Source organism: Caballeronia fortuita (genome assembly GCF_001544835.2).
GTDB lineage: Bacteria > Pseudomonadota > Gammaproteobacteria > Burkholderiales > Burkholderiaceae > Caballeronia > Caballeronia fortuita.
The window spans coordinates 201,934-213,313 of sequence record NZ_FCNX02000015.1 but is presented as its reverse complement, the minus strand read 5'-3'; the positions used below and the strand labels follow the sequence as shown (position 1 = coordinate 213,313).

The window sequence follows — 11,380 nt, the reverse complement described above, 5'->3', positions numbered from 1 at the left end:
GCGGCTGCGCCGCCCCAACCCCACAACCTGAACAGAAACATCCGTTCCAAACCCGACATCTCTACTTAGCGGCAACCCCGACATTTGAACTTTGCAGCAACATTTGTTTGTAGCGGCTATATCCTAATGTCGTGTTCTGGCTATTTACAGATGTCGGGTTTTGACTCGGTGGCAAGCTGGCAGCTGGACGTTCAGCCATGTCACCGAGCCGACCGTGAGTTCGACCATGCGCGAAAGGGACCACTAACGGCCATTCAGCCGGGTTTGAAGCCCGGCCGCGCCTTCACACAAACCTCACATCCCCCAGCGCAATCCCGCCGTATGCACCGGGCTGTCCCAATGCCGCATCATCTCGTCGTCGAGCGTGCATAGCGTGATCGACGCGCCCGCCATTTCGAGCGATGTCGTCAGTGCGCCGACTTGCGATCGCGCGACGCTCAATCCGCGTCCATCCAGCCACGCGCGCGCCGCGTGATACAGCAGATATAACTCCGATAACGGCGTGCCGCCCAGTCCGTTCACGAGCAGCAGCAACGGCGCATCTGCCACCGGTTTCAGATCGTCGACGATAGCGGTAAGCAACTCATCGGCGATCGCGTTCGCGGTCTCGAACTTCGCGCGCCTGCGGCCCGGCTCGCCGTGAATGCCTACGCCGATCTCGATTTCATCGTCGCCGAGCGTGAAGGTCGGCTTGCCCGCGGCAGGCACCGTGCAGCTTGAAAACGCCACGCCCATCGACGCGATCCGCGCAGTCACGCGCTCGCCGAACGCGCGGCACGCCTGCAGATCGGCGCCCGATCGCGCGAAGCTGCCCACGAGCTTCTCGACGATCACCGTGCCCGCGACGCCGCGCCGTCCCGTCGTGAAGCTCGAGTTCTCGACCGCGACATCGTCGTTGACGAGCACCGACGCGTTCGGCATCTCGCAGAGCTCGGACGCCATCTCGAAGTTCATCAGGTCGCCTGAATAATTCTTCACGATGAAGAGCACGCCCGCGCCCGTATCCGCGGCTTGCGCGGCGGCCATCATCTGATCGGGTGTCGGCGACGTGAAGACCTGGCCGGGACACGCGGCATCGAGCATGCCGTAGCCGACGAAGCCGCCATGCAACGGCTCGTGTCCGGAACCGCCGCCCGAAATGATCGCGACCTTGCCCGGCTCCAGCGTCCTGCGCACGATAAAGAGCGGATCGAAATTGACGGTGACGAGATCCGCATGCGCTGCTGCAAAACCCGCGAGGCTTTCGGTCAGATAGTCGTCGACGCGATTGATGAACTTCTTCATGTCCCCTGCTCCTCTTTTGTGTTTGCGCGGAATCAGGCTTCGTCTCGCGCGATGTATGCGCAGACCGCTTCGATCATGAGCTGACTCGATCTCGCGCCCGGATCGATATGACCGCGCGAGCGCTCGCCGAGAAACGATGCGCGGCCCTTGGTGGCGAGCATGTCGCGCGTGGCGAGCATGTGTTCTTCCGCGATGCGCGGCAACGCATCCAGTACGTCCTGTCTCGATGCGCCCGCTTCGGCCATCGCGGTGAAGCGTTCAGCGACCGGGATCAGCACGTCCATCATCGTCTTGCTGCCGACGCCCGTCTTGCCGCGCTGTCCGACCGCCTCGACGCCCGCCGCGAACGCGCGCGCGAACGCCGCCACGCCGGCACTGTCCGCATCGTCCGCCGACGCCTTCGCCATGCCGGTCAACATCGAAAAGAAGAGCGGCCCGGACGAGCCGCCGACCGTGGACAGCACCTTCGTCGCCGCGAGCTTGAGTGCGGGCGCGAAGGCATCGGCTTCGATCTGCGCGCGCATCGCGGCGAGCGCATCCATGCCGCGCAGCAGATTGATGATGTGATCGCCATCGCCGATCGCCTGATCGAGCGATGCGATTTCGTCGGCATGTTCCTTGAGCGACGCGTGCGCCGCATCGAGGCACGCCATGACCGTCTTGCCGTTCATGCGCCGATCCTCCGTTCACGTGCTGAGCGAAGAGAAAGGATACAGCGTCAGGTTACGGCTTGCCACGCGGATCGCTCACGTCCACGGAACGTGCACGCGGTCCAGATCCCGGTCGAGCTGGAACGCCGCGCTGATGAGCGCGAGATGCGTCAACGCCTGCGGAAAATTGCCGAGCGCCTCGCCGCTCATCGCCACTTCCTCCGAGAACAGGCCGACATGGTTCGCATACGCGAGCATCTTCTCGAAGACGAGCCGCCCTTCGTCGACACGGCCCGCGCGCGCGAGCGCCTCCGCATACCAGAACGAGCACGCCGAGAAGCCGCCTTCGGTGCCGGGCAATCCGTCGAGTTCCGAGCCGCGCGTGTAGCGGAAGATCAGCGGATCGACGCGCAATTCGCGGCCGATCGCATCGAGCGTGCCGATCCAGCGCGGATCTTTCGGGCCGATGAAGCGCACGAGCGGCATCATCAGCGCAGAGGCGTCGAGCGTGGCGGAGCCCGGCGTCTGCACGAAACTCTTGATGTCGTCGTTCCAGAATTGTTCGTGGATATCGCGATGGATTTCATCGCGCGTCTCGAACCAGCGTGCATGCGGCGCGGGCAGCGAGCGTTTCTCCGCGAGCCGCAACGCGCGGTCCACCGTCACCCAGCACATCAAGCGCGAATGCAGCAGCGCGCGCGTGCCGTTGCGGAATTCCCAGATGCCGTTGTCGGGCTCGCGCCAGTGTTCGACGACGTAATCGACGGTGCGCGTAACGTGGCGCCAGCCATCGTAGGACACGGCCGCGCCGTACTTGTTGTAGAGATAGACCGAATCGAGCAGCGCGCCGTAGACATCGAGCTGGATCTGCTCGCGCGCCTCGTTGCCGACGACCACGCGTCCCTGCTCGTCGTCCACGAGGCTCGTCAACACGGTCTCGGGAAGCGCGTCGGTGCCGTCGACGGAATACATCACGCGCAACTGGCCGTGCGAGCTGCAATCGCGGCTGCGTTCGGCGATCCATTTCATGAAGCGTTCAGCCTCCCCGGTGTAGCCGAGGCGCAGCAGCGCGTAGACCGAGAACGCGGCGTCGCGTATCCACGTGAAGCGGTAATCCCAGCGGCGCGAGCCGTCCTGCGCCTCGGGCAGGCCGAAAGTCGGCGCGGCGACGATCGCGCCGAACTCCTCCGAACTCAGCATCTTCAGCGTCAGCGCCGAGCGCAGCACGACCTCGCGATAGCGCCCGCGATACGTCGAGCGCGACGACCACGCCTTCCAGTAGTCGATGGTTTCGGTCAGCAGCGCATCGTGCTTCGATTCGATGTCGGCCAGGCCATCGGCGTCGCCGAGCACGAAGCACGCGCAATCGCCCGCTTCGAAATCGAGCGTGGCGCGTGCATTCGGTCCATCGATCTCGAGCGGCACGTTCGCGCGCAGCCGCACGGGCGTCGCACCGTCATCGCGCACGAATTCGACGCCCTTCTCCACCGCGCGCGCCGTATGTCCGACGCGCGCGTAGTCGAAACGCGGCTCGCAGCGCACGTCGAGCGTCATGCGCCCGTACACGAGCCGCACGATGCGCAGCACGCAGTTCGGCACCTCGTCGGCGTCCGATGCGTCCGATGCGAGCGGCATCAGATCGAGCAGTTCGCACACGCCGTCGCGGGTCATGAAACGCGTGAGTAGCACGTTCGTCTCGGGCAGATACATCTGCTTGACGTTGGCATCGGATGCGCGCGGCGTGATCGAGAAAGCGCCGCCGCGCTCGTGGTCGAGCAGCGCGGCGAACAGCGTGGGCGAGTCGATACGCGGAAAACACATGAAGTCGATCGCGCCCTTGAGCGACACGAGCGCCGCCGTCTTCATGTTGCCGATCATGCCGCGCCCGTCGATGGGCAGTACGGCCGGCGGAACCTGCTGTGGATGGTGTCCCATCGCGAAGTGCTCCCGGCATGCCTTGTATGGCGTCGCCGGAACCGAGCAAGTCATATTCCTGTCGCGCGTGACAGGTTGGTGATGTGGGACAAACGCTGGACGTCTCTTCTACCGCGCGGCGGTCTGGTCGCCTTGTGTCGCTTCGGGAGGCTTCGGCGCGGTTCCGAAAGCCGCAGCGCTCGCAGTGCTGCTTTCCGCGGCGAGCGCCGAAGGCGCGGGCACGGGCGCATCCGCATGACGCGACTTGCCGAAGCTCGCGATGTAGACCACGGCCGCCACCGCGACGCCCACCAGCACCGCCGCGACCGCGACGCCCGACGACTTTCGTCTCATTTCTTCTCCCTTTCGGATACGATGACCCCGGCTCGCGGCCCGGCCCCGCGTCGATGGTAGCAGCGGCAAGCGGGTGTGCTGCGTGGGCCGCCGCGCACTACGGCTCAAACAATTCCAACGCAAACAGAGGACCTTTCATGCACGCCGCCACGGCATTCAATCTCGTGCTCGTCTCGCTGATCGCGATCATCGCGCTCGAAGTGCTCGCCAGGCGCCTGCGTCTGCCGCCCGCGGCCGCGCTGCTCGTCGGCGGCGTCGCGATGGCTTTCGTGCCAGGCCTGCCGCAATTCGAACTCGACCCGGAACTCGTGCTCATCGTCTTCCTGCCGCCGTTGCTGATGTACGGCGCGTATTTTTTCGTGTGGGACGACTTCAAGCGCAATCTGAGCGGCATCTTGCTGCTTGCGATCGGCGCGGTCGCGTTCACGACGCTCGTCGTCGGCATCGCGGTGCATCTCGTCGTGCCGCAGCTTCCGTGGGCCGCGTGCTTCGCGCTCGGCGCGGTCGTTTCGCCGCCCGACGCCGTCGCCGCGAAGGCCGTGCTGGAGCGCGTCGCGCTGCCGCGCCGTCTGATGGTCCTGCTCGAGGGCGAAAGCCTGCTCAACGATGCGGCGGGCCTCGTGCTGTTCCGCTTCGCGCTCGTGGCCGCGATGAGCGGCGTGTTCAGCGCGCCGCGCGCCGTCGCGAGCTTCGCGGGGCTCGCGATCGGCGGCGTGGTGGTCGGCGTCGTCGCGGGATTCATCGCCGTGAAGCTGCTGCGCACGCTCAAGGACGATTACCTCGTCATCACCACGTCGATGCTCACGTCGTGGGTCAGCTATATCGCGGGCGAAGAGCTGGGCGTGTCGAGCGTCATCGCGACGGTCACGTGCGGCATGGTCGTCGGCTGGCATCAGCACGAAGTGTTCACGGCGGCGCAGCGCATGCGCGGCACCGCGTTCTGGCAGGTCGTCGTGTTCGTGCTGGAGGCGCTCGTGTTCGTGCTGATCGGCCTGTCGCTGCGCGGCATCGCGGTGCGGCTCGGCGGCGTCGGCGATGCCTTCTCGCTGCTCGGACCCGCGACGGCGGCGGTCATCGCGGTCGTGATCCTGTCGCGCTTCGTGTGGGTGTTCGGCGTGGAGGCATTGAAGTGGATCGCGTGGAGCGTCGGCGGACGCAAGGGCGCGAACGCCGCGGCCGTGCCCGACTGGCGCGCGGCGACCGTCGTCAGTTGGGCCGGCATGCGCGGCGTGGTGACGCTCGCCGTCGCGCTGTCGCTGCCCGAAACGATGCCCGGCCGCGATCTCATCATCTTCGCCGGCTTCGCGGTGATTCTCGTCACGGTGCTCCTGCAAGGCGCGACCATCGGGCCGCTGATCGCGCTGCTGTCGCTCACGCGCGGGCACGAGCGTTCGTCACGCCATCTTTCCGAGCCCCAGGCGTGGGCGCGCATGGAAACCGCGCAGCTTGCCGCGATTCAACCGCTCGTGCACGACGCCGACGGCCACGTGATCCATCCGCGCCTGCTCGAGCAGTACACGTATCGCGCGGAACTCACGCGGCGTTTCGAAGGCATGGAGGAGTTTCCGACCGATGCGCGTCACGCGCATTACGACGTCGTGCTGGCTGCGATCGCGGCGGGTCGCACGGAGCTGTTGCGGATGCATCGCGCGGGCGAAATCCACGACGAACTGCTGCATTCGCTGGAGCACGACCTCGATCTTCAGGAGATCATCGCGCTGCACGCGCGCGGCTGAGCGCGCTCAGTCGCCGGCATCGCGCGAAGGGGACGAAACGGCAAGCGGCGTCTCGTCCGAAGATTCGTCGCACTGCATCCATGCACGCGCCGTAACGGTCGCGCGCGCGTTGTTGCGCAGGCGGATGCGCCACTCGCCCGCCGCCGCGCGGCGCATGCCGTTGCGCGTGCCGGTCGACGCGAGCGCGATCAGGATCATGTGCCCTTCGCCGCGCGCGCCGCGTCCGAGATGCACGACGGTGCAGATCGCCTCGCCGCCGCGCGTGTATTTGCCGATGTCGCCGAGCGTGAGCCACGCGCTCGCGATGCCATCGGGCGGCACGATCTGCACATCGACGCCGGGAACGCCGCCATCGCTCGATAGCCAGATCTCCGCGAGGCTCGGCGATACCGCGTGTGCGCGCACCGGCCAGCGCAATTCCGACTCCGCGCGATGCGCGATCGTCAGCGCGCCACGGCAGCGCGCGAGATCCACGTTCCCCGACGGCAGCACGACCGAGCACGCGCCGGTATCCATCAGTTCGTCGAGCGCGCTTTCGATGAGCGAGCTGCCGTCCTGCTGCCACGCGACGTTTCCCGCGTTCAGGCTGACGAGCGCATGACACGCATCCCCGCCGATGTCCTGCGCGCGCTGCACGACGTAGCGCACGGCGTCGAGCACTTCGGCATCGGGACACGGGCCGAACGCGTCGCGCATCGTGCGCAGGCGGCGTTTGAGGCGCACGCCGATCATCGGCAGCGGCGCTTCGCGGTCATCGACGGACTGCGTGCGTAACGGATAGCGGCCCGCAAGCTCGGCTGCCGCCGGGCCGTGATGCGCGAATCCGTAGATGCGCGCGCCGCCCGCTGCGCGCGCCGCTTCGGCATGAGTACGCGCGTCGTCGAGCAGCGCGTCCATCTGATGTTTGAGCAATTCGCTGCCATAGCCGAGACCGGCGGCGGAATCGGCGGCGTCGTTCTGGTTCCAGAAGCATTGAAAGCGCGTGCGCGTGCCGGCGGCGTCTTCCGAAAACCGGCGATGCGTGAACGCCACGTCTTCATCGCATACGCCGACGATCGCGTTGCCCAGGCCTTCGCGCATCGGCGCGTGATCGGCGGGCACGCGTTCCATGCGCGCATCGACGTGCGATGAAATCGCCAGCGCCTCGGTGAAGCGTTCGAACTTGTCCGCGAGATCGGACTTCAGGTGCGCGTAAAAATCGTGCGTGACGTGGGCCGTGCAGAAGCGCGTCGCTTCGAGCGCGTCAGGCGGATCGCGATAGAGCGCCGACATCCAGATCCACGGCTGCCAGCCGTTACGCTCGATCATCTGCGCGAACTGCCGCGCCGTTTCGCCGCCCTGCTTCATCTCGATGGCGATCGGCATACGTCCGCGCGGCATGCCGCCGAGATCGCGGTAGCGCGTCACGTTTGCCCACACGATATAAGGATCGATCCGCGGGACCGATGCGAGCGCGCGCGGCGCGACGGGCTCGAAGCCCTCGCTCGCCGTGCCGATCTCCCAATGCGGGCTCATCGATGTCTCCTGTCGCCTGCTTTCTCGCGACGCAATCAGATTCTGTCGACGATTGATCGCGCTCGCCTCGATGCGCGGATTCGTCGGCGGATAGTTCGGGAACCGAAAGGATTCGTGCGTTCGCTCTTGCTTAACGTAGTCACTCGGCCGACGGGAAGCAAGCGGAATTCCCGCTTGAATCGCGCGCTTCGTTCGTCTGGGCGTTGGTCTCCTGCTTGCGCTTGCCGCGCTTCGCCAGCAGATTCAAACCTTCGACGAATCCCGCGAAGCCCATCGCGGCGTAGATGTAACCCTTCGGCACGTGCGTGCCGAAACCTTCGGCGATCAGCGTCATCGCAATCACGAGCAGGAACGAGAGCGCGAGCGTCACGACCGTCGGATTGCGCTCGATGAAGCGCGAGAGCGGCTGCGCGGCGAAGAGCATCGTCGCCACGGCGAAGATGACGGCGATGAACATGATCGGCAGATGTTCGGTCATGCCGACCGCCGTGATGATGCTGTCGACGGAAAACACGAGATCGAGCAGCAGAATCTGGCCGATGGCCGCCCATGCCGTCATGCTGGCGACGCCCGAGGCGATGCCCGGCGCGCCGTCGTGATCCTTGCGGACGTGGTGATGCATCTCCTTGGTCGCCTTCCAGACGAGAAACAGGCCGCCCGCGAGCAGGATGAGATCGCGCCAGGAGAACGCGTGATCGAACACGGAGAAGACCGGCGCGGTCAGTTGCGCGATCCACGCGACCGTGCCGAGCAGCGCGAGCCGCATCACGAGCGCGAGCATGATGCCGATACGCTGCGTGCGTGCGCGTTGCGCGACGGGCAGCTTGTTGCTGAGAATGGAAATGAAGACGAGATTGTCGATGCCGAGCACGACTTCCATCACGATCAGCGTGACGAGCGCGGCCCAGACGGCGGAATCGGCGGCAAGCGAGAGAAGATATTCCATGAGTGCGGAGTGAGTTGAGTCGATCGGAAGATTCGCGCCATGATCGTCCTGTATCGACTTCTGAAAAATCAGCGATAATCGAAGCCATACTTCGGTTTTTCCGATATCAACGGGACCATGCTCAACTATCGTCATCTGCATTACTTCTGGGTGGTCGTGAAGGAAGGCGGGTTCGCGCGTGCTGCCGAACGGCTCGACATGGCCGTGCAGACCATCAGCGCCCAGGTGCGCGAGCTGGAAAAGTCGCTGGGGCATCAGTTGCTCAAACCGGCCGGGCGCGGCGTCACCATGACCGAAGCGGGACAGGCCGCCTTCGCGCGCGCCGAGGAAATTTTTCAAATAGGCCAACTGGTTCAGGACGAAGTGCGCGAAGCGGCGAGCGGCACGCTCGCGCGACTCGCCGTCGGGCTGTCGGATGGCATATCCAAGCTCGCGGCGCACGCGCTGCTCGCGCCCGTGCTCGGCAATCCGTCGCTGCGCCTGCTCTGCCACGAAGGCGAAACCGACGAACTGCTCGGCGAACTGGCGTTGCATCGGCTCGATCTCGTGCTCGCGAGTCACGCCGCACCGCACAACCACAATCTGCGTCTCACGAGCGAGCGGTTGATCGCGTCACCGGTCGACTGGTACGGGCCGGCGTCCATCGTGCGCAAGAGCGCGATCGATCACTTTCCGCAAAGTCTCGCATCGCTGCCGATACTTCTGCCGACCGGCCATTCGTCGTTGCGCGCGCGGCTCGATCGATGGCTTGAGACGCAAGGCATCGCGCCGCGCATCGTCGGCGAATTCGAGGACAGCGCGCTGATGGCCGTGTTCGGCGCGCGCGGCCTAGGCGTTTTTCCGCTCGCGGAATTCGGCGCGGGCGATGCGCCGCTGCTGCGCGGTCTGCGCTGGCTCGGCCGCTCGCCCGAGGTGAAGGAGGAAGTGCACGCGATCGTGTCGCGGCGCGGGCGGCATCATCCGTTGACGCAGCAAGTGCTCGCGCACGCTGCCGTCTGACTTCGGTTTTTTCGAAGTTCGAGTTCTGTGCAATCTGCTTTTTCGAAGCGTGTAGGCGCCTTACGCTGAACTCATGTTCAACGAGGAGGCGTCAATGAAAGTCCACTTCAAGTCCCGCGAGCCCGAAGCCATTGCGATGCACGAGCTTGCGAAGGCGCGCAGCGAATTCGTCTTTCGCCGCCTTGCGTGGCTGATCTCGAAGGCGACGGTCAGCCTGTCCGACATCAACGGGCCGCGCGGCGGCGTCGACAAGCGCTGTCAGGTGGAAGTGCAGTTGAATCGGGAGAACAAGGTCGTGGCGACGTCCATCGCGCGCGATTGGCGCGGGGCGATCGATCTCGCGCTCGCCCGCGCCGTGCGTACCCTGGTGCGCCGTCGTCAGACCGTGAAGCCGACGCGGCGCGTGCGCGCGCGCAGCATCGCGTGGGATCTCGCGCCAGAGCCGGCGTTGCAGGAAGCGGCCGATCCGCGCGGGCGTCTCATGAGGAAGATGGCGGGCGCGTGAGCGCGTTCACGCCGGAGGGCGGATCAGGATACGCGTGCGCGGCGCCTCCGCCGATGCCGCGCGCGGCGCCGCTCGTTCGATGGCTTCGAAGCCGCCTTCCGGCACGGCGTCCATCGACATAAAGAGCGCTCGCATCTCGGCGCTCAGGCCGTGGAAGTGACACAGGAATGTGTTCGGGTTCGCGTAGTACCACGGCGTGTTCAGGTCGCGAAAGCTCACGAGTTCGGGCGATTCCATCGCGGGGCACAGTCCGCGCGCCGTGAGTTCCTGCATGAAGATGTACTGGTCGCCGTTACTGGAAAACGTGTACTGCACATCCTCGACCTCGTGCACCTTCGCAAGCACGGCATCGAGCGCCTGCGCGTTCGTTTCGTTGTTCTTGAAACCCATCACGCCCGAATTGAAGGACCAGCCGCAGATGTCCGCGGTCAGCACGCGCTCGCGTCCTTCGGTGAACGTTTCCAGCTTCACCGAGCGATTCATCGCGATGATGTCCGCGTCCATCCAGAAAACCCATTCGTGCCGCGGCAGATACTTGCTGAGCAGGAACGGCTTCGCCCAGTTGCCGCACGCATCGCGCCCGAAGTCAGGCGGCACGTCGCGATGCACATAGAGCGTATAGCCGTGCTGCTCGCAATACGCGCGCAGACTCGCCTCGCCGAAGCGCGCATAGCTCGCGATATTCGGCGTATAGAGCATGACGACCGCAATGGAACGCCCCGGCTGATACACCGAAAACGCCTCGTTCGAATCTTCCGACACCGGCGCGGCGCGCTCGAACACGCGCAATTCGCCCGACGCGTGGCATGCGTTCAGGTGCCGCGCGAACATCGCGCGCCATAGCGGGCCGTATTTGCTGTAGAGGCGCGGCGTATAGACGAGCGATACCGCGATGACCGGCCGGTTGTGAAGATCGGGGTGCTGGCCCGACCACATCGACGCGATCGGCACCACGCCGTGCAGTTCGTCCCAGTCGGACACGGTAGGCAGCCCTTCGAGCAATTCCTCTTCCGTGACGAACTTGCCGTACTCGTAATACTTGCGGCACCGCGCGGCCAGCTCGCGCGCGATGCGCCGGTTTTCCTCGTTGTTTCTCAGCACGAATATCTCGGTGTTGATACCGAAATGCCCCTTCGTGAAGAGAACGTCGCGATCGGCCATGAGCGGCGCGAAATCCTGAAAACGGACAAAGAGCGCGCTTTCCGTCGCGAAAACGATGATCTCGCCCTCTTCCGCCTCGCGAAGCATGTCGCTCAGCAACTGGTACTTGTAGAGCGTGCGCAGCTCGACGGATTCGACACAGCTCGAAATCGGCTCGAAGCGATGTTTCGCGTGGGTGCGCCGGCAGAATTCGACATGATTGTCGAGCGACGACGTCGCATTGCGATCAGAGAAACAGCTAACCAGAGTGACCATGGCGATTCAACAATCGGAAAGACGAGGAATGGGAAACGAGGATGCCCGGACGCGCTTGGCG

At 65.1% G+C, this 11,380-nt stretch carries 10 protein-coding genes; 3 read left to right on the top strand and 7 right to left on the bottom strand.

Annotated elements, in window-relative coordinates; all coding sequences use genetic code 11:
- Positions 1 to 294 precede the first annotated feature (294 nt).
- The 4 genes from dhaK to AWB77_RS26405 all read right to left on the bottom strand — a co-directional run bounded on the left by dhaK (position 295) and on the right by AWB77_RS26405 (position 4,202).
- Positions 295 to 1,284, bottom strand: coding sequence for a dihydroxyacetone kinase subunit DhaK (gene dhaK / locus AWB77_RS26420; protein WP_061137403.1), 990 nt, complete (start codon positions 1,282 to 1,284; stop codon positions 295 to 297).
- Between the two features lie 32 nt (positions 1,285 to 1,316).
- Positions 1,317 to 1,955 (bottom strand): dihydroxyacetone kinase subunit DhaL, encoded by a 639-nt coding sequence (gene dhaL / locus AWB77_RS26415; RefSeq protein WP_061137402.1) that lies wholly within the window; start codon positions 1,953 to 1,955, stop codon positions 1,317 to 1,319.
- 75 nt (positions 1,956 to 2,030) lie between these two features.
- Positions 2,031 to 3,869, bottom strand: coding sequence for a glycoside hydrolase family 15 protein (locus AWB77_RS26410; RefSeq protein WP_061137401.1), 1,839 nt, complete (start codon positions 3,867 to 3,869; stop codon positions 2,031 to 2,033).
- A 108-nt stretch (positions 3,870 to 3,977) separates the two neighbouring features.
- Complete coding sequence (locus AWB77_RS26405; RefSeq protein ID WP_061137400.1) at positions 3,978 to 4,202, bottom strand: hypothetical protein; 225 nt, start codon at positions 4,200 to 4,202, stop codon at positions 3,978 to 3,980.
- A 137-nt stretch (positions 4,203 to 4,339) separates the two neighbouring features.
- Between AWB77_RS26405 and AWB77_RS26400 the strand changes: the two genes are divergently transcribed.
- Positions 4,340 to 5,938, top strand: coding sequence for a Na+/H+ antiporter (locus AWB77_RS26400; protein WP_061137399.1), 1,599 nt, complete (start codon positions 4,340 to 4,342; stop codon positions 5,936 to 5,938).
- A 6-nt stretch (positions 5,939 to 5,944) separates the two neighbouring features.
- On the opposite strand, the gene AWB77_RS26395 is transcribed toward AWB77_RS26400, so the two are convergent.
- Positions 5,945 to 7,453, bottom strand: coding sequence for a hypothetical protein (locus tag AWB77_RS26395; RefSeq protein WP_061137398.1), 1,509 nt, complete (start codon positions 7,451 to 7,453; stop codon positions 5,945 to 5,947).
- 139 nt (positions 7,454 to 7,592) lie between these two features.
- The gene (locus AWB77_RS26390) at positions 7,593 to 8,399 is read right to left on the bottom strand and encodes a TerC family protein (RefSeq protein WP_061137397.1); all 807 of its coding nucleotides are present in this window, start codon (positions 8,397 to 8,399) and stop codon (positions 7,593 to 7,595) included.
- Between the two features lie 117 nt (positions 8,400 to 8,516).
- Between AWB77_RS26390 and AWB77_RS26385 the strand changes: the two genes are divergently transcribed.
- Positions 8,517 to 9,398 carry a LysR family transcriptional regulator gene (locus AWB77_RS26385; RefSeq protein WP_061137396.1) on the top strand — a complete coding sequence of 294 codons (882 nt, stop codon included), beginning with the start codon at positions 8,517 to 8,519 and terminating at the stop codon, positions 9,396 to 9,398.
- A gap of 94 nt (positions 9,399 to 9,492) precedes the next feature.
- Positions 9,493 to 9,903, top strand: a complete 411-nt coding sequence (locus AWB77_RS26380; protein WP_061137426.1) for an HPF/RaiA family ribosome-associated protein — start codon at positions 9,493 to 9,495, stop codon at positions 9,901 to 9,903.
- A gap of 6 nt (positions 9,904 to 9,909) precedes the next feature.
- Here AWB77_RS26380 and AWB77_RS26375 read toward each other — a convergent pair whose 3' ends face one another.
- Entirely contained in the window at positions 9,910 to 11,319 is a 1,410-nt protein-coding gene (locus AWB77_RS26375; protein WP_061137395.1) for a glycosyltransferase family protein, read from the bottom strand.
- Positions 11,320 to 11,380: the final 61 nt, after the last annotated feature.

Excerpts from the sequence above, each read along its gene's own strand:
- AWB77_RS26400 (WP_061137399.1), top strand. The coding sequence starts at position 4,340 with ATGCACGCCGCCACGGCATTCAATCTCGTGCTCGTCTCGCTGATCGCG.
- AWB77_RS26390 (WP_061137397.1), bottom strand. The coding sequence starts at position 8,399 with ATGGAATATCTTCTCTCGCTTGCCGCCGATTCCGCCGTCTGGGCCGCG.
- AWB77_RS26405 (WP_061137400.1), bottom strand. The coding sequence starts at position 4,202 with ATGAGACGAAAGTCGTCGGGCGTCGCGGTCGCGGCGGTGCTGGTGGGC.
- AWB77_RS26410 (WP_061137401.1), bottom strand. The coding sequence starts at position 3,869 with ATGGGACACCATCCACAGCAGGTTCCGCCGGCCGTACTGCCCATCGAC.
- dhaK (WP_061137403.1), bottom strand. The coding sequence starts at position 1,284 with ATGAAGAAGTTCATCAATCGCGTCGACGACTATCTGACCGAAAGCCTC.
- AWB77_RS26395 (WP_061137398.1), bottom strand. The coding sequence starts at position 7,453 with ATGAGCCCGCATTGGGAGATCGGCACGGCGAGCGAGGGCTTCGAGCCC.
- AWB77_RS26380 (WP_061137426.1), top strand. The coding sequence starts at position 9,493 with ATGAAAGTCCACTTCAAGTCCCGCGAGCCCGAAGCCATTGCGATGCAC.
- AWB77_RS26375 (WP_061137395.1), bottom strand. The coding sequence starts at position 11,319 with ATGGTCACTCTGGTTAGCTGTTTCTCTGATCGCAATGCGACGTCGTCG.
- dhaL (WP_061137402.1), bottom strand. The coding sequence starts at position 1,955 with ATGAACGGCAAGACGGTCATGGCGTGCCTCGATGCGGCGCACGCGTCG.
- AWB77_RS26385 (WP_061137396.1), top strand. The coding sequence starts at position 8,517 with ATGCTCAACTATCGTCATCTGCATTACTTCTGGGTGGTCGTGAAGGAA.